The organism is Brevibacillus sp. HB1.3, from assembly GCF_013186635.1.
GTDB lineage: Bacteria > Bacillota > Bacilli > Brevibacillales > Brevibacillaceae > Brevibacillus > Brevibacillus brevis_D.
In genome coordinates, this window is the sequence record NZ_JABMIT010000005.1 from 412861 (window position 1) to 428462 (window position 15602).

Genomic DNA, 15602 nt, shown 5'->3' on the forward strand with positions numbered 1-15602 from the left:
TTAACTGCCGTTGCCTGCATGCTTCTGTTTTTCTTCGTACTGCTCACGATGGTGGCGCCATCTCGACTGCAAATCGCCGTATCCTTTGGTCTCCCGGTAGCTCTTGTTGTCGAGTCTTTCCAAGAAAGGACGCTCCTCTGGCGGGAGTCCAAAAATGTCGTCGCGCTTGACTACCCACAAATTAAAACAAGGCTCACGGCGCAGGAAATTCTCCCTCGCCATACTCAAAGCAACTTCTTTATTGGGTGCCAACAAACTGAACTGTTGGACGAACGGAGCATTTACGCTTTTTTGGCTGAATACTTCGTATATGAAAAAGTTTTCGTTGCTCATCCACATTCACCTACCCTACTTGTCGGCCGTACGACATAATCGCATCGCGCACCCATTTGGTTTCCTCATAAGACATTACCCGAAGATTCAGACGATGAGCGGAGCGTGGTCCGTTCCCCTTGACGATTTGCTTGAACTCCTCCCAGTCAGGCTGTTGGTAGACCCATTTGCCTTCTGCCTCGTCGAAGTAAATCGTATCGTCTGGCACTGTGAAGCCAAGATGGAAAATACGCGGCACATACTTTTCCAGGAATACTTGGCGCAATTCTTCATTCGTCTGTGTACGAATCTTGTAGCGCATGTTGGCTTCCTGATTGCTCGTAATGTTGCCATTTTCCGGTGGTCCGAAAAACATCAAGAGGGAAGGCCACCAACGATGGATAGCATCTTGTAGCATTTGACGCTGTTCATCAGTGCCTTCTGCCAACTCCAAGACGATGCTCTCCCCGTGCTGGGCGTGGAACTTTTCTTCCGCACAGATCCGATGCAGAGCGCGGGCGTAAGGTGCATAAGATGTATCGAGGGACATCGATTGTGTAATGATAGCCGCTCCGTCAACCAGCCAGCCAATCACACCAGCATCAGCCCAGGTAGGTGCTTCCATGTGGAATACATTGTGAAATTTCAGTCTCTTTGAAAACAAATCATTCATGATATCCTCGCGCGTCTTGCCCAATGGCTCAAGCAAGTCTTCTGCGACGCGAAGGAGCAATTGACCATGCCCCATCTCGTCCTGGACCTTCGCCATAATCGCCAGCTTTCTGCGCAATGTCGGCGCCTTTGGTACCCATTCTTTTTCCGGCAAGGCACCCATGATCTCACTGATGCCATGCATCGAAATCAGCTTGATCAACTGGTTGCGATAGTCGTCTGGCATCCAATCGTCTGCCTCTATTTTTTCCCCGCGATCGATTCTCGCTAAAAACGCTTCCAACTTTTCGTTTTCAGTCAGATCGGCATGTTCGAGCCTCATTTGCATGGAGAACGCCCTCCTTTTATCAGATATGCATTATGATAAAATTATAATACGTTTTTATAACGCAATAATAACATATCGTCATACGTTTTTGCAATACGCTTACATGGAGACTCTCCTATTCTCCGCGCCCAGTTATATCTGCTGCCTTTTTCAACTGCTCGGCCATATGCCGCAGCTCTTGCATGACTGCATCCAGCTCCTGTATTCGGGTCGACTGCTGTACACTGTGATTCATCGTCTTCTCCATTTCGCCGGTTACCGTCCCGACGAGTGCATTCATTTCATCTAATAGACTGAAAATGCCTTTCGCTGAAGTAGCAGTCGTCTGGGAAAGCTGACGGATTTCCTCTGCAACGACGGAAAAACCGCGTCCAGCAGCCCCTGCACGAGCCGCTTCGAGGACGGCATTCAAGCCGAGTACATTGGAGCGCGTTGAGATATTGCGGATCAATTCGTTGATCTGGGTCGTTTCTGCAATTTTCAGCCCTAATTGACCGGCTGCATCACTCAGCGTGTGACTCGCTTGTGCCAAATGGTCTGCGTCCTTTGCCAGATTTTCTGTGTGCTGCGCGATATTTTCCAGCGCGTCCGTCAAGTTTTGAGCCAAGCCGTGCAAACGATCCTCTTGATCGGTCGTCACGCCTGTCGCCAAGCATCCGACTACCTGCCCGTTTTCTACAAGCGGATAACCGACTGCGATATACGGGATGCCGTATAGCTCTTTGGAAATCTTCTTCACGACCCGCTTGCCCTCTTTTACCGCCGTCGCATTGATACTCCCCGGGCGCAATTCATCTCCTACTCGAATCCTCAGGTTCAAGCCCTGTGCCGGATAATAGGCGAGAAACTTCTCTTTGTCAGTGACTCCTACCATACATTCGGACAAAAATGCCTTTTGTAAAATCGGTGCAACCATTAAGACGCTATTCAGCAATTGAGACATGCATGCTCCTCCTACCCTTGTAATGAAAACAACGATTCCCCCCGCATTCTTTTTCACAACGCGGAGGGAACGAACTTCTTTCACTTATTTAACGAGCTGGAATTTTCCATCCTTCACTTCAACCATGATCATGCTGTCTTCTGTCAGACCGTTATGATCATCAGCGGTGAACTTGAATTCTCCGGTTACCCCTACGTATTTCACCTTTTCCAATACTTCGCCTAGTTTGGATGTGTCGCTGCCTGCTTGCTTCAAGCCTTCCACGAGCAAATTCAAGCCGTCGTATCCGTATCCTGCGAAGCCGTCAGGATGTGTATTGTAGGCAGCTTGATAGCCATCCACGAATTTTTTGATGATCGCAGATTGCGGATCGTCCGCCGCTACTTGTTCAGGAATGAGCAGTTTTCCAGCTACCATCAGGACACCCTCGCCGGCGTCTCCAATCAGTTCGAGGAATTTGCTGTTCGCAGAGCCATGGCTGCTAATAATCGGAATAGTGAGGTTCAGTTGCTTCGCTTCCTTCACAATCGTAGCGGGTCCTGGGTTCGTCCCTGCCACAATTAGCGCTTGTGCGTCCGTCCCTTTGATCTTGGTCAATTGAGAGCTCATGGACGGGTCTTTTGTGCCGTATTTTTCTTCCGCTACAATCGTGATGCCGTACTCAGGCGCATATTTTTGCAGCTGTGTCGTCCAGCCACTTCCATATGGATTGCTGTCATTGAGCGTAGCTATTTTGGTAATGCCTTTTTCCTTCAAATACTTGAAGATGCGCTTCGTTCCGTGTACGTCTGTGTGCGGTGTTTTGTAGATGTTGGCACGAACTGGATTGGTGATTTGGTCTGCTGCTGCCATCGAGATCAGCGGGAGCTTTTCTGCTGCGGCATACTCAGCCATCCCGAGAGACGGGCCACTGCCTGAGGAGCCGAGTACAGCTACGACCTTTTCTTTCGATGCGAGTTTTTTGATCGCTTTTACCGCTTCCGTATTGTCAGACTTGTCGTCTTCAAAAATGACTTCTACCTGTCGGCCATCTACACCGCCCGCGCCGTTGATTTCTTTTACCAACAGCTCTACCGCTTGCTTCTCCGGTACACCGAGCGGACTGTTCGGACCCGTTAGCGAAAAAATAGCGCCGACCTTGATCGGGTCCTTGCTAGCGCCACCAGTGCCTGATTCTGCCGCTGGCGTAGCGCCGCCTCCACAGGCGCTCAAGAATACGAGCGAAGCAACTGCTGCTGGAAATAGCCATTTTTTGAATGTTCTTTTTTTCATGGGTGTACCCCCTCATGTATGTGGTTATATTTGTTAAACAGCTTCATGTGAGCTTCCCAAATAAGCAGATTGTACACGCGGGTCATTGCTTATCTCGTCTGCCTTCCCTTCCAGCATGACGGTTCCCGTACTGAGTACGTAAGCTCGGTCGGAAATAGCGAGCGCTGCGCGAGCATTTTGCTCGACCAACAGCACCGTGGTGCCCCATTCCGAGCGAATCTCCTGCACAATCGTCAGGATTTCTTTGGCAATGAGCGGAGCCAGTCCTAGTGAAGGCTCGTCCAACAAGAGGAGCTGCGGTCGAGACAAAAGCGCCCTGCCGATGGCGAGCATCTGCTGTTGCCCCCCGGAAAGCGTTCCTCCGAGCTGCCATTTTCGCTCTGCCAAAATGGGAAAACGTTCATACACCGTCTCCATTTCTTTGGCAATTTCCTTTTTGCTCGTCTTGGGCATCCGATGCGAAGCACCCAGCCATAAATTGTCCTCAACTGTCAGCGTGGAAAAAATTTGTCTGCGCTCCGGTACATGCGCCATGCCCCGAGGTACCACCAGCTCCGCAGGAACGCGCGTAATGTCCGCGTCACGAAACCAAATCTTCCCCTCCTTGTCGCCGTGCAGACCGCAGATACAGTTCAAAAGTGTCGTTTTACCTGCCCCATTTGCACCCAACAGGGAGACGATTTCGCCCTCGTTCACTTGTAGAGTAATGCCGTGTAGCACTTCCACCGGGCCGTAGCGAGCCGTGATGTTGTCTACTGTAAGGACTGTCTTCCCCATCATGTTCCACCTCTTTCGCGCTTCATTCTGCACCCAGATACGCCGCAATCACTCGTGGGTTCTCCTGAATCTCACGCGGGGTTCCTTCTGCGATTTTTGATCCTTGATCCAATACAACGATGCGGTCCGCAATCGTCATGATCATGTCCATGTCATGCTCCACTAGCAAAATAGCCGTTCCGTTGTCTCGAATCTCGCAAAACATGCGGCTCATCTCCGCCGTCTCTGTATGATTCAGACCCGCAGCAGGCTCGTCCAACAAGAGCAACCGCGGCTTGGCTACCATCGCGCGGGCAATTTCCATCAGCCGCAGCTTCCCGTACGGTAAACTCCCAGCTAGCGAGGCCGCCACCTCTGCTAGTCCTACATTCTCGATCCACGTTCGTGCCTGCTCCTGCATCAGCTTTTCTTCCTTGCGGGACTTTGCCAGATTCATGCCGCAGGAAAAGAGACTCGCACTTGTCTTGGTATGCATGCCGACCATCACGTTTTCCAAGACGGTCATATCGTCAAATGTCTGGAGGTTTTGAAAGGTTCGCGTGATGCCTAATCCGGCATATTCATAGCCTGGCACGCGTGACAACGGCTGGCCGCTGAAGCGAATCTCACCTTCCGAAGGCGGGATCACACCCGACACCATGTTGAGCACCGTGCTTTTTCCAGCGCCATTCGGACCGATCAGCGCAAGGATTTCTCCTTCCCGCACTTGAAAATCTACTTGATTCACTGCCCGTACGCCGCCAAAATCACGAGAGAGCTTTTGCACATCCAAAAGTGTCGTCATGTTGCAGCCTTCCTTTCCACCTGCTGCTTTCGCTGTGCTTCTTCAGCCATGCCCTTCGCCTTTTTCGCCTGCCCTTTTTCGAAAGCAGTCCGGATGCGCGGAACCAATCCTTCAGGCATGAACATGATGAACAGCACGAGAATCGCACCGAATACAATCGTGTCCACATCCCCTTGCAAGCCCGGTACCACTTCACTCAAAAGGACCAGTCCCTCGCTGATAAAACCAATCAGGATCGTCCCGACCAAAGCGCCCCAGATGCTTGTCATCCCGCCGATGACGACCATCGTGAGAAACTTGATCGACTCATGCAGTCCAAACGGCTGCGGATCGAGAATTCCCATGTAATGGGCGTACAAGCCGCCGGAAATACCAGCGAACATGCCGCTTACCACAAAGGCATTCAGCTTGAACTTACGGACATCAATTCCCATCGAGGTCGCAGCAATCTCACTTTTGTGAATAGCCCGAAACGCTCTGCCGACGCGCGAATTCAAGAGATTGAGTGAGAAGAGCAGCACACAGGTGACGACTCCCCAAATCAGAAAGTACATGGACAGCTCGCTTCCACCGAAGAAAGTCATTTGTGGAATGCTGATCATCCCGTTTGCTCCCCCGGTGACCGGCTCCCATTCCGTAATCCCGATCTGGACGATGTAGCCAAATGCGAGTGTTGCCATCGCGAGGTAGTAGCCTTGCAGCCCCGCTATCGCCCGCCCGAGGATAAAGGCGAATAAACCTGGAACAATCGCAGCAGCAATGAGACCGATAAATGGCGGCAGACCGTACTTTGTCGTCAATACTGCCGAGGTATAGGCACCAATCCCCCAAAACGCTGCTTGTCCCAGCGAAATTTGTCCAGCCAGCCCCATCACGAGGCATAGCCCGATGGTTACAATTGCTTGAAGACCGATAATAATTCCGACAGAACGATAGTATTCATCTGGCATCACGAATGGAAAAAGAATCATCAAGAACAGATAGATTCCTATACTTTTGCCCCACTTATCGATGATCTGCTTCATCATAGCCCTCCTTTTCCAACGCTGCGTTCTCCAAAGATGCCGGATGGCTTAATCAACAGCATGCCGATCAACACCAGAAAAGCGATCGCGTCCTTCATACCGGAACTGATGTAACCAGCCCCCAATGACTCGACGATCCCGAGTAAAAAGGCGGCTACAGCTGCACCCAATGGATTTCCCAGTCCGCCAAGAATGGCTGCGGAAAAGCCTTTGATTCCGAGCAGCACGCCGACATCGTAGGACGTTACGGAAAGCGGCGCGATCACAATTCCTGCAATCGCTCCGGTCGCTCCACTGATGGCGAAGGCCAGCATACTCATCTTTGTCGGGCTAATCCCCATCAGGCGAGCTGCCATCGGGTTGACCGAACAGGCATTAATTTTTTTGCCGAGAATCGTCTTGTCCATCAAGTACCAAAGTAGAAAAAGAATGATAAGAACAGCAGCCAAAATCCAGATACTTTGTTGTGCGATCATCACGCCACCGAACGAGATCGGCTCATTGCTCGTAATCGGTTCGAGGGCAAACGCATCCTTTCCCCAAATAAAGCTGGCAATGCCGCGAATCAGTGTGGAAATACCTATCGTCAAAATAATCAAACTAATCGGATTAGCCTTTTTGACGTAAGCGATTACATATTTCTGCATCAAAACACCGATCAAGGTGACCAGGAGGATCGCGAGCAATGCCGCCAACCCATATGGAAGATTCATGCCAATCAAGGCTACTGTAACCATTCCGCCCAGCATCAAAAATTCACCCTGCGCCAGATTAATCACCTTGCTTACGCTATAAATCGTGATGAAACCTACCGCTACGATCGCGTAAATCCCGCCACTGACGAGTCCGTTTGCAATGTACTGCAGCAATTCCGTCATATTCGTGCTGTACCCCCTTTGTTTCTCGCCCACTAAACGACACCCAAGTAAAACGCTTACATTTTAAATAATGGAAAACATATTGATGAATAAAGACCCTAGACGTGCTAGGGCCTTTCCTTCGCAGCTTTCGCCTATGCGGATGGCGCAGCTTCATACACGGTCTCGAAGAATCGTACTGCCCCTGGATTCAATAACTGGTAGTAATTTTGGAACAACTGATCCGCCTCTTTGCCCAACCACAGCTCTGGCAACAATTCCTGCGGCAAATCAGGATCGATGAACAAGAACTTGCGGTATTGGTGGACGAGCTTTGTCTTTTCCACGAAGCAATGGCTGTCTGGAACCTCTTCTCCATTGCTGAGTTTTGCTGAAAGCTGCTCATATTCTTCTCGGTAGGCATCGATGAAGGCTTTGTACTTTTCATTGATTTCATCGATATCCCAGCATTTCTGCACGAGCTGCTTCGGATTGCTCCAGCCCATATGCTCGGATGTAAAAATCTCCACATACTCTGTAATCTCGTGGGCTTCCGTCAGGTCCTTCACGCGATCACTGAGGTTATTCGGGCTGATCCATGTGCTGGTCGTCAGCATCCCGAAGCCCATCCAGCCCAGCTCCTTGCGCAGTTGATCACGCAGCGCTCGACGCTCCTCGGGGATGTTGTAGCTAGCAATGCACCACTTGCCGTCCCACACATCTGTCTCGACCTTATAAATACGTGCCGCTGCCTCTTCCAGCCGCTTTTTGCCGCGCTCGGATACCGAGTAGAAGCTGCGGTTCCCTACTTTTCGCGATTCCAGCCAGCCTTGGCGAAGCATCCGGGAGATCGCTGCACGAACAGCCGGCTCCGACAGTCCAAATTCCCCCATCAGCTTGGTCAGACTACCAATCCAGATTTCGCTTCCATAATGGCGGACGTATTCACCGTAAATTGTAAAAAGCATGGATTGTGGCTTCACGTTTCTTCTACCCCCAAATCGATTCATACCTATTAGCTGTGTGAAATTGTACCATATTCTGTAGGAAGTGCGTGAATCGATCGAGAGTATATGACGTTAAAATCGTATAACGTAATTTTAACGTAATTATAATAAAACATTTCAAATGAGTCAATTTATTCTGTCAAATTTATGATTTCCTACTTACTTCCTGATTGATCTCTGCTTGCAAGGCTTCAAAGCGCTGCTTAATCTCGTCCTTTTTGAAAATGGCCTGGACGAACGTCCCGAGTCCTACACGATTACGCGTAGTGTCCGCCGTAACCTCGCACACTACGCGTTTTTCGGTAACCTGCACACAGGTAGCTCGGAACGTGACCTCCTGACCAATCACAGCTGGTCCGACATGCTTGATGTCTACAGCAAACCCCGAGCCCTCTTCATCGGCTTCCAGGTACGGTAAAATGACGCGCCTTCCCGCCCATTCCATGTAATAAATCATGCTGACTGTCGACATTACAGGATGCACGACTTGACCCTCAAAAACAGGAAGCATGTCCTTTGTCACTGTCACAGTAAATTCTTCCGTCGTACCCGGCTGCAGTCTATCTATCAAGAGTACCTGCCTCCCTATCTGTCCAAGCTACACACGCTCGATAATCGTCGCGATCCCCTGTCCAACTCCAATGCACATCGCGGCCAACCCGTAACGGGCATCACGTCGCTCCATTTCATACAAAAGAGTAGTAAGGATGCGCGCTCCGCTACACCCGAGCGGATGCCCCAAAGCAATCGCTCCGCCATTTACGTTGACCAGATCAGGGTTGACCCCCAGCTCGCGTACGCTTGCCACTGCCTGCGCCGCAAAAGCCTCGTTGAATTCGAACAGATCAATCTGCGAAAGGGTCAAGCCTGCCTGCTTCAGTACTTTACGCGTTGCAGGTACAGGTCCAATTCCCATCACGGATGGATCAACGCCTGCGACTGCGGATGCGACGATCCTTGCACGAGGCTTCAAGCCGGCTGCAAGAGCCGCTTCCTGTTCCATGATGAGCAGAGCGCAGGCTCCATCATTTAGACCGCTGGAGTTGCCCGCTGTGACGCTGCCATCTGCTTGGAATGCTGGTTTCAGCTTTTGCAGCTGTTCGATCGTCGTCTCCGGGCGTGCATGCTCATCGTGTGCAAACAATGTGACCTCACCTTTGCGCCCTTTTAGCTCTACCGGAACGATCTCTGCCTCCCACTTTCCTTTTGCCAAGGCATGTGCGTAATTTTGCTGACTGCGCAATGCAAACTCATCTTGCACTTCGCGGCTAATGCCGTATTGCTCCGCTACCTTCTCCGCAGTTTCCCCCAAGCTGATCGGCGGATACATCTCTTTCATTTTTTCGTTGACCAATCGCCAGCCCAGCGTCGTATCGACTAACTGCTGATTGCCACGCTGAAAAGCCGTGCCAGGCTTCATCATCACCAGCGGAGAGCGTGTCATGCTCTCTGTCCCGCCCGTGATATAGACGTGACCTGCTCCGGCTTTGATTGCATTCGCGCTTTGGTTCACAGCCTCCAGACCTGATCCGCACAGGCGGTTCACAGTCACTCCCGGCACCTCGACAGGCAATCCCGCCAACAGAAGTGACATACGCGCGACATTGCGGTTGTCTTCCCCAGCCTGATTGGCACAGCCCATGATGACATCATCAATCGTCTTCGGATCGATGGAATTGCGTTCCAGCAGCTTTTGAATCACCAATGCGCCCAGGTCATCCGGGCGCACATCCTTCAACGCACCACCAATGCGGCCGATTGGCGTGCGCACAGCATCTATGATGACAGGTGTACCCATTCTTCCACTCCTCCCATGCACAAGGGCTTTTTTCTATAGCGCTTCTACTAACGTGGCCAATCCTTGACCGCCGCCTATGCACAATGAAACGATTCCGTATTTCTTATTGCGACGTCTCAGCTCGAAAAGAATCGTACCTGCCAGGCGGGCACCGCTCATTCCGAGTGGATGACCCAATGCGATTGCTCCACCGTTTACATTAGTTTTCAGCGGGTCCAGTCCCAGTTCTCTCATGCAGGCGAGTGATTGGGAAGCAAACGCTTCATTTAACTCAAAGAGGTCGATTTGCTCTACGGTCATGTTCGTTTCTGCGAGCAGCTTGCGGATCGCAGCGACCGGACCAATGCCCATAATGCGCGGATCTACACCAGCACTGACGAAATGAACAATACGCCCCAAAGGAGCGACGCCTGTCTTTTGCAGCATTTCTTCACTCATCAAGAGCAAGGCCGCTGCACCATCGTTGATACCGGAGGAGTTGCCTGCTGTGACACTACCATCTTTTCGGAAAGCAGGTCGTAACTTGGACAACGACTCCACACTGGAATCTCTTCTTGGGAATTCATCCGTATCAAACAGCGTCTCTTCCCCTTTTTTCCCTTTTAACGTGATGGGAATGATCTCATCACGGAACAGACCTGTATCTATCGCGTTGATAGCCCGAGACTGGCTCTCTGCTGCAAAACGATCCTGATCCTCGCGACTGATGCCGAATTGCTCTGCCACGTTTTCCGCGGTATCTCCCATGGTCAGATCGCCATAGAGCGAGACAGGAGCAGAACGAGGTCCGCCAAAAGACTCGATCAGTGTCTGTCCGCCGCGTTGATACGGCTGATCGAATTTTTCCATGATGTACGGTGAACGAGTCAAATTCTCTACACCGCCAGCCAGCATGACCTGACTATGTCCTGTCTGGATGGACTGCGCAGCCAAATTGACTGCCTCTAGTCCGGATGCACACACCCGATTCACAGTCAGTCCAGGTATGGTGTCAGGAAGCCCTGCTTTCAACAAACCAACACGGGCAATGTTAATAAACGGTCCGGCCGATATGACGTTACCCATGATGACCCCATCAACAATCTCACCGGATTGTCCTGCCTTCGCAAGCGCTCCATTCAAGACAATGGCTGTCAGGTCGTCGATGGGGGTGTTCTTCAGACTTCCGCCCAGCTTGCCGATTGGTGTACGTACGGCTGCTGTTACGTACACCTCCTTGTTAATCAAGCTCATGCCTCTACACCCACTTTTTCTTCGTACGTGTAAAAGCCTTGCCCACTGCGCACACCGACACGACCTGCCAGCACCAGCTTTCGTAATAGCGGCGCAGTGCGATAACGCTCCTCGGCCAGATCCCGTTGCAAGCCTCTCGATATCGCAAAAATCTCGTCCAAGCCAACGCGATCTGCCCATTCGAGAGGACCGTATGGGTAGTTGGTGCCTTTTTTCATCGCGATATCAATATCAGTAGCCGTTGCTGTTTTTTCCATCAAGGTAAAGGCTGCCTCGTTGATAATGAGTGTTAAAATGCGCGGGAATACGAGACCGACCTCGTCGTTTACGGTTTCCGTCTCTTTCCCGAGCGATTGAAAGAAGCCTTCTGTTGCTTGAATCGTATCCAGCTCCGTTTGCAGTGCAGGGGCAATCTCGATCAGCTCCCGTTCGACCAAGGGCACGAGCGTTCCAAATCCGCAAACGCGTTCAGGATGCTGTGTCCAGGACGCTACTTCTGTCGCTGTAATCGCGAGCGAAGTCGTGATGATTGGTACGTTTGGTGGCAATAGGTCATCCAGCTCGCGTACCTGCCTCTTTTTCGCCTGCATATCCACGCTATTTACTTCCACAGCCAATTCAACCAGCTCAGGTTCCGCCATTGCTTCTGCAAGCGTAAGCACCTGGTAGCCTCTTTCCACCATCAATTGATTCAGCTCTGCGTACAGCGGGCTTGTGCCCACGAGCAATACAGCCTTATTTGTTGTAGTCATAGAAGCCTTCCCCCGTCTTTCTGCCCAAGCTACCGGATTGAACCATTTGTTGCTGAATCCGGCTAGGCTTAAATCGTCCTTCATGGAAGAAGTCGGTATAGACCGATTTGGTCGTGGCAAAATTGATGTCGATGCCAATCATGTCTTGCAGCTCAAACGGTCCCATTTTGAATCCGCCAGCCAGCTTCATGATGCGGTCAATCTGCTCCACACCTGCCACATGATCGCCCAGAATGCGCAATGCTTCATTATAATAAGGACGCGCGATGCGATTGACGATAAAGCCAGGGGTGTCCGTCACCAGAACAGGCACCTTGCCCAACTCTTGCGCAAATCGATACGCCATCTCCACATTTTCCTCGCTCGATTTTTTCCCGCGAATAACCTCAACCAAAGGCATGACGGGTGCCGGATTGAAAAAATGAAATCCGAGAATGCGCTCGGGATGCGAAAGGCCTCCTGCAATCTCCGTAATCGAGATGGAGGAAGTATTCGTTAGTAAAAGGGCATCCTCTCTGCAAATCTCAGAAAGCTGGCTGAAAATGCTTTTTTTCAAATCAAGACGCTCTGGCACCGCTTCGATGACGATATCGCAGTCTGCCAACTGCTCCATTTCCGAAACGAGATGGACCAGCTCTAGCGTCTCTGTCATTTCTTGCTCGCTGATTTTGTTTTTCTCCACGTCTTTTGTCAGGATCGATTCCAAATAGACAAGCGCTTTGTCCAGCACCGCCTGATTTGCATCCAGCAGCATGACCTGATGTCCTTTGCGAGCGCAGACGAGAGCGATCCCCGCTCCCATCGTTCCCGCCCCAATGACGCCTACTGTTTTTATACTCACTTGGGCTTGCCTCCCTTCGCCTCTAACGGCCTGTAAAACGAGGCGCACGTTTTTCCATGAAAGCGGTGACCCCTTCTTTGTGATCCGCTGTGCTGCCAGCCGCTTCTTGTGCAAAAGCTTCATATTCCAAGGTCTCTTCCAACCCCATTTCAAGCCCTTTGTACATCGTGCGCTTGATCAAACCAATGCCCTTCGTCGGTAATGACGCCAGCTTGCGCGCATACGCCAACGCATCCTCCATGAAGCTCTCGGCAGGGTACACCTGATTGACCAATCCAATTCGCCGTGCTTCCTCAGCGGAAACCTTTTCCCCCGTCATCGCCAGCTCCAGCGCCTTGCCGATCCCGACGATGCGCGGCAAGAAGTAGCAGCCTCCTGAATCAGGAACAAGCCCGATGTTGACAAAAGCATTGACGAAGGATGCCTTTTCCGATGCCAGACGAATATCACACGCCAGCGCAACACTCATGCCCGCACCTGCTGCTACACCATTAACCGCTGCGATGATTGGCTTCTCTGTTTTTTGAAACTGGAGGATCATTGGATTATAGCGATCCCGCAAGAAAGCACCGTAATCCACATCCCCTCCTCCAGCAACGTCACTGAGATCCTGACCCGCATTGAACGCCTTCCCTGCTCCGGTAAGAACGATGCAACGCACGTCCGCATCCTTCTGTGCTTGCTTCAACGCATCAGTGATTTCCTTGTTCATGACGGCTGTAAACGCATTGAATTTGTCCGGACGGTTCAAGGTCACTACTGCTACGCCTTCTGACACTTCATAAAGAATCGTTTCGTACATGGCCGCCTCCTAATGTCCCGTAAAACGGGGTTTGCGCTTCTCCAGAAATGCTTGCATGCCTTCTTTTCGATCTTCGCTTGCCAAAAGAAGATAAAAGCTGTTTCGCTCGTAATCCATTCCCTCTTGAAGAGCGAGATCACCAGCTTTGTACACGGCTTTTTTGATGACCTGTACCGCGAGCGGCGGCTGCTGAGCGATTTGCTTCGCCAACTTGAGCGCTTCCTGATAGTACGCTTCTACTGGCACTACCCGATTGACCAATCCGTATTTCAACGCTTCTTTGGCCGAAATCGGTTCACCCGTGAGCAGCATCTCCAGTGCTTTTCGTTCACCTACCACACGCGTCAGACGCTGTGTACCACCAGCTCCAGGCATGACTCCCAGCTTGATTTCCGGTTGGCCAATGACGGCTGTCTCCGAAGCGATTACAATGTCGCAGTTCATCATTAATTCACAGCCACCACCGAGCACAAAGCCGCTGACAGCACCAATAATCGGCTTGGAGATGAGTGAGATGCGATCCCAAACCGCAAACTGATTGCGCTTCATGATGTCGATGGCTGATGCTTCCGCCATTTCATTAATGTCGGCACCCGCTGCGAACGCCCTCGCGTTGCCAGTCAGGATGATCACCCGTATATCAGGGTCGCGGTCCATTTGCTCCAGCTGGTCAACCAATTCGTCGATGAGCTGCAAATTCAGCGCGTTTAGAATCTTCGGTCGATTCAACGTAATAATACCGACACCATCTTCACTGGCTACGCTAATATATTCATAGGCCATGAACTGTCACACCCTTTTTTTACAGGAGTTGGTTTAGATCGCTGCCTGTGATTTGTTTCGGTTATCTACGACTCGTATCGCTTTGCCTTCGCTTCGCGTCAAGGAACTTGGTGGTTGCACCCGCAGCACCACGGACACACCCAACGTATTTTTGATGTGATGGCAAATTTCTTTCACCAATGACGAGAGAGCAGAGCTGTCATTTTCACTGAGCTCTTTTGCATATGCTGGTGTCAGCTCGCAGTGCACCTCAAAACGGTCGAGGGCACCGTCGCGCTCAATGACGACCTGGTAGTGTGGAGCCAATTGGTTGAACGTAAGCAGGACGGACTCGATCTCTGTCGGGAACACGTTGACCCCGCGAATAATGAGCATGTCATCTACACGCCCTTTGATGCGCGACATCCGCATGGTTGTCCGTCCGCACTTACAGGGCTCAGGATTGAGGGACGCGATATCCCCCGTACGATAGCGGACAACCGGGAATGCTTCTTTCGTCAGCGACGTAAATACGAGCTCGCCCTCTTGTCCGTATGGAAGCACTTCTCCGGTATTCGGATCGATAATTTCTGCGTAGAAATGGTCTTCTGCAATATGTAGGCCATCCTGCGCCTCCTGACATTCAATGGAAACGCCTGGCCCCATCACTTCGCTCAGCCCGTAAATGTCCACGGCTTTTATATCGAGCTCTTGCTCCAGCTGCACGCGCATTTCTTCCGACCACGGCTCCGCACCAAAAATCCCGTATTTGACACTTGTCTCACGTGGATCGATTCCTTGCTTTTTCATCTCCTCCACGATGTTGAGGACATAGGATGGCGTTGCTGCAATGCCACGTGGCTTGAAGTCCTCGATCAACGTAATTTGACGGGAGGTATTCCCGCCAGATACTGGCACTGCGACTGCGCCCATGTGCTCGATGCCATTGTGCAGACCCAAACCGCCTGTAAAAAGGCCGTAGCCATACGCGTTATGGAAAATGTCCCCTGGCTCTCCACCCGCACAGCAAATGGCGCGGGCCACGATCTCCGCCCAATTTTCCAAGTCTTTTTTGGTGTAGCCGACAACAGTCGGTTTTCCCTTTGTTCCGGAAGAACCATGAATGCGTGCTACTTCCTTCATTTCAACCGCAAACAGATTGAACGGATAGTTTTCTCGCAAATCAGTCTTTTTCATAAAGGGAAGCTTCTGTATGTCTTCGATCGATTGGATGTTTTCTGGTTTCACACCAGCCTCATTGAATGCTTTTGTGTGGAAAGGGACGCGCTCGTATACGCGTTTAACCGTTTCTTTCAATCGTGCCAGTTGCAGTTCCGTCATTTTCTCTCTTGGTAGCGTTTCCATTTCTGTATTAAAGATCATGTCGCTTCCCTCATTCCCTTGCGTTATGACTCGGTAGGAGTGCTTATTTGAAAA

The 15602-nt window shown here is 51.1% G+C and carries 17 protein-coding genes; all 17 read right to left on the bottom strand.

The features are described 5' to 3' along the window. The gene (gene paaB, locus HPY31_RS14870; protein WP_015893218.1) at nucleotides 1-333 is read right to left on the bottom strand and encodes a 1,2-phenylacetyl-CoA epoxidase subunit PaaB; all 333 of its coding nucleotides are present in this window, start codon (nucleotides 331-333) and stop codon (nucleotides 1-3) included. Nucleotides 334-343: 10 nt separating this feature from the next. Further along, nucleotides 344-1312 (bottom strand): 1,2-phenylacetyl-CoA epoxidase subunit PaaA, encoded by a 969-nt coding sequence (gene paaA, locus HPY31_RS14875; protein WP_172141338.1) that lies wholly within the window; start codon nucleotides 1310-1312, stop codon nucleotides 344-346. Nucleotides 1313-1427: 115 nt separating this feature from the next. Next, nucleotides 1428-2255, bottom strand: coding sequence for a methyl-accepting chemotaxis protein (locus HPY31_RS14880; protein WP_172141339.1), 828 nt, complete (start codon nucleotides 2253-2255; stop codon nucleotides 1428-1430). 84 nt (nucleotides 2256-2339) lie between these two features. Then, nucleotides 2340-3527: an ABC transporter substrate-binding protein gene (locus HPY31_RS14885; protein ID WP_172141340.1), complete on the bottom strand. Its 1188-nt coding sequence runs from the start codon at nucleotides 3525-3527 to the stop codon at nucleotides 2340-2342. A gap of 33 nt (nucleotides 3528-3560) precedes the next feature. Continuing rightward, nucleotides 3561-4304, bottom strand: a complete 744-nt coding sequence (locus tag HPY31_RS14890; RefSeq protein ID WP_016741472.1) for an ABC transporter ATP-binding protein — start codon at nucleotides 4302-4304, stop codon at nucleotides 3561-3563. A 22-nt stretch (nucleotides 4305-4326) separates the two neighbouring features. Further along, complete coding sequence (locus tag HPY31_RS14895; protein ID WP_015893223.1) at nucleotides 4327-5088, bottom strand: ABC transporter ATP-binding protein; 762 nt, start codon at nucleotides 5086-5088, stop codon at nucleotides 4327-4329. Then, on the bottom strand, nucleotides 5085-6116 hold the full coding sequence (locus HPY31_RS14900; RefSeq protein WP_238351804.1) for a branched-chain amino acid ABC transporter permease: 1032 nt from the start codon (nucleotides 6114-6116) through the stop codon (nucleotides 5085-5087). Before HPY31_RS14900 ends, HPY31_RS14895 begins: the two co-directional genes overlap by 4 nt. Then, on the bottom strand, nucleotides 6113-6991 hold the full coding sequence (locus HPY31_RS14905) for a branched-chain amino acid ABC transporter permease (protein WP_172141341.1): 879 nt from the start codon (nucleotides 6989-6991) through the stop codon (nucleotides 6113-6115). The genes HPY31_RS14900 and HPY31_RS14905 overlap by 4 nt, the downstream gene beginning before the upstream one ends. A gap of 134 nt (nucleotides 6992-7125) precedes the next feature. Next, entirely contained in the window at nucleotides 7126-7953 is an 828-nt protein-coding gene (gene paaX / locus HPY31_RS14910) for a phenylacetic acid degradation operon negative regulatory protein PaaX (RefSeq protein WP_016741468.1), read from the bottom strand. Nucleotides 7954-8122: 169 nt separating this feature from the next. After that, nucleotides 8123-8548, bottom strand: a complete 426-nt coding sequence (locus tag HPY31_RS14915) for a thioesterase family protein (RefSeq protein ID WP_172141342.1) — start codon at nucleotides 8546-8548, stop codon at nucleotides 8123-8125. Nucleotides 8549-8575: 27 nt separating this feature from the next. Then, nucleotides 8576-9775, bottom strand: coding sequence for a thiolase family protein (locus tag HPY31_RS14920; RefSeq protein WP_172141343.1), 1200 nt, complete (start codon nucleotides 9773-9775; stop codon nucleotides 8576-8578). A 33-nt stretch (nucleotides 9776-9808) separates the two neighbouring features. Continuing rightward, nucleotides 9809-11008: a thiolase family protein gene (locus tag HPY31_RS14925; protein ID WP_172141344.1), complete on the bottom strand. Its 1200-nt coding sequence runs from the start codon at nucleotides 11006-11008 to the stop codon at nucleotides 9809-9811. Beyond that, nucleotides 11005-11760 (bottom strand): 3-hydroxyacyl-CoA dehydrogenase family protein, encoded by a 756-nt coding sequence (locus HPY31_RS14930; RefSeq protein ID WP_172141345.1) that lies wholly within the window; start codon nucleotides 11758-11760, stop codon nucleotides 11005-11007. Before HPY31_RS14930 ends, HPY31_RS14925 begins: the two co-directional genes overlap by 4 nt. Continuing rightward, on the bottom strand, nucleotides 11744-12601 hold the full coding sequence (locus HPY31_RS14935) for a 3-hydroxyacyl-CoA dehydrogenase family protein (RefSeq protein WP_172141346.1): 858 nt from the start codon (nucleotides 12599-12601) through the stop codon (nucleotides 11744-11746). Before HPY31_RS14935 ends, HPY31_RS14930 begins: the two co-directional genes overlap by 17 nt. 22 nt (nucleotides 12602-12623) lie before the next feature. Beyond that, the gene (locus HPY31_RS14940; RefSeq protein ID WP_172141347.1) at nucleotides 12624-13403 is read right to left on the bottom strand and encodes an enoyl-CoA hydratase-related protein; all 780 of its coding nucleotides are present in this window, start codon (nucleotides 13401-13403) and stop codon (nucleotides 12624-12626) included. 9 nt (nucleotides 13404-13412) lie between these two features. Then, entirely contained in the window at nucleotides 13413-14186 is a 774-nt protein-coding gene (locus HPY31_RS14945; protein WP_172141348.1) for an enoyl-CoA hydratase-related protein, read from the bottom strand. 33 nt (nucleotides 14187-14219) lie between these two features. Continuing rightward, nucleotides 14220-15548, bottom strand: a complete 1329-nt coding sequence (gene paaK / locus HPY31_RS14950; RefSeq protein WP_015893234.1) for a phenylacetate--CoA ligase PaaK — start codon at nucleotides 15546-15548, stop codon at nucleotides 14220-14222. Nucleotides 15549-15602 lie beyond the last annotated feature (54 nt).

Bases quoted from the DNA above. Each gene is read 5' to 3' on its own strand.
- HPY31_RS14920 (WP_172141343.1), bottom strand. From the start codon at position 9,775: ATGGGTACACCTGTCATCATAGATGCTGTGCGCACGCCAATCGGCCGC.
- HPY31_RS14885 (WP_172141340.1), bottom strand. From the start codon at position 3,527: ATGAAAAAAAGAACATTCAAAAAATGGCTATTTCCAGCAGCAGTTGCT.
- HPY31_RS14895 (WP_015893223.1), bottom strand. From the start codon at position 5,088: ATGACGACACTTTTGGATGTGCAAAAGCTCTCTCGTGATTTTGGCGGC.
- HPY31_RS14930 (WP_172141345.1), bottom strand. From the start codon at position 11,760: ATGACTACAACAAATAAGGCTGTATTGCTCGTGGGCACAAGCCCGCTG.
- HPY31_RS14905 (WP_172141341.1), bottom strand. From the start codon at position 6,991: ATGACGGAATTGCTGCAGTACATTGCAAACGGACTCGTCAGTGGCGGG.
- HPY31_RS14900 (WP_238351804.1), bottom strand. From the start codon at position 6,116: ATGATGAAGCAGATCATCGATAAGTGGGGCAAAAGTATAGGAATCTAT.
- HPY31_RS14945 (WP_172141348.1), bottom strand. From the start codon at position 14,186: ATGGCCTATGAATATATTAGCGTAGCCAGTGAAGATGGTGTCGGTATT.
- HPY31_RS14890 (WP_016741472.1), bottom strand. From the start codon at position 4,304: ATGGGGAAGACAGTCCTTACAGTAGACAACATCACGGCTCGCTACGGC.
- paaA (WP_172141338.1), bottom strand. From the start codon at position 1,312: ATGCAAATGAGGCTCGAACATGCCGATCTGACTGAAAACGAAAAGTTG.
- paaB (WP_015893218.1), bottom strand. From the start codon at position 333: ATGAGCAACGAAAACTTTTTCATATACGAAGTATTCAGCCAAAAAAGC.
- HPY31_RS14880 (WP_172141339.1), bottom strand. From the start codon at position 2,255: ATGTCTCAATTGCTGAATAGCGTCTTAATGGTTGCACCGATTTTACAA.
- paaK (WP_015893234.1), bottom strand. From the start codon at position 15,548: ATGATCTTTAATACAGAAATGGAAACGCTACCAAGAGAGAAAATGACG.
- HPY31_RS14940 (WP_172141347.1), bottom strand. From the start codon at position 13,403: ATGTACGAAACGATTCTTTATGAAGTGTCAGAAGGCGTAGCAGTAGTG.
- HPY31_RS14925 (WP_172141344.1), bottom strand. From the start codon at position 11,008: ATGAGCTTGATTAACAAGGAGGTGTACGTAACAGCAGCCGTACGTACA.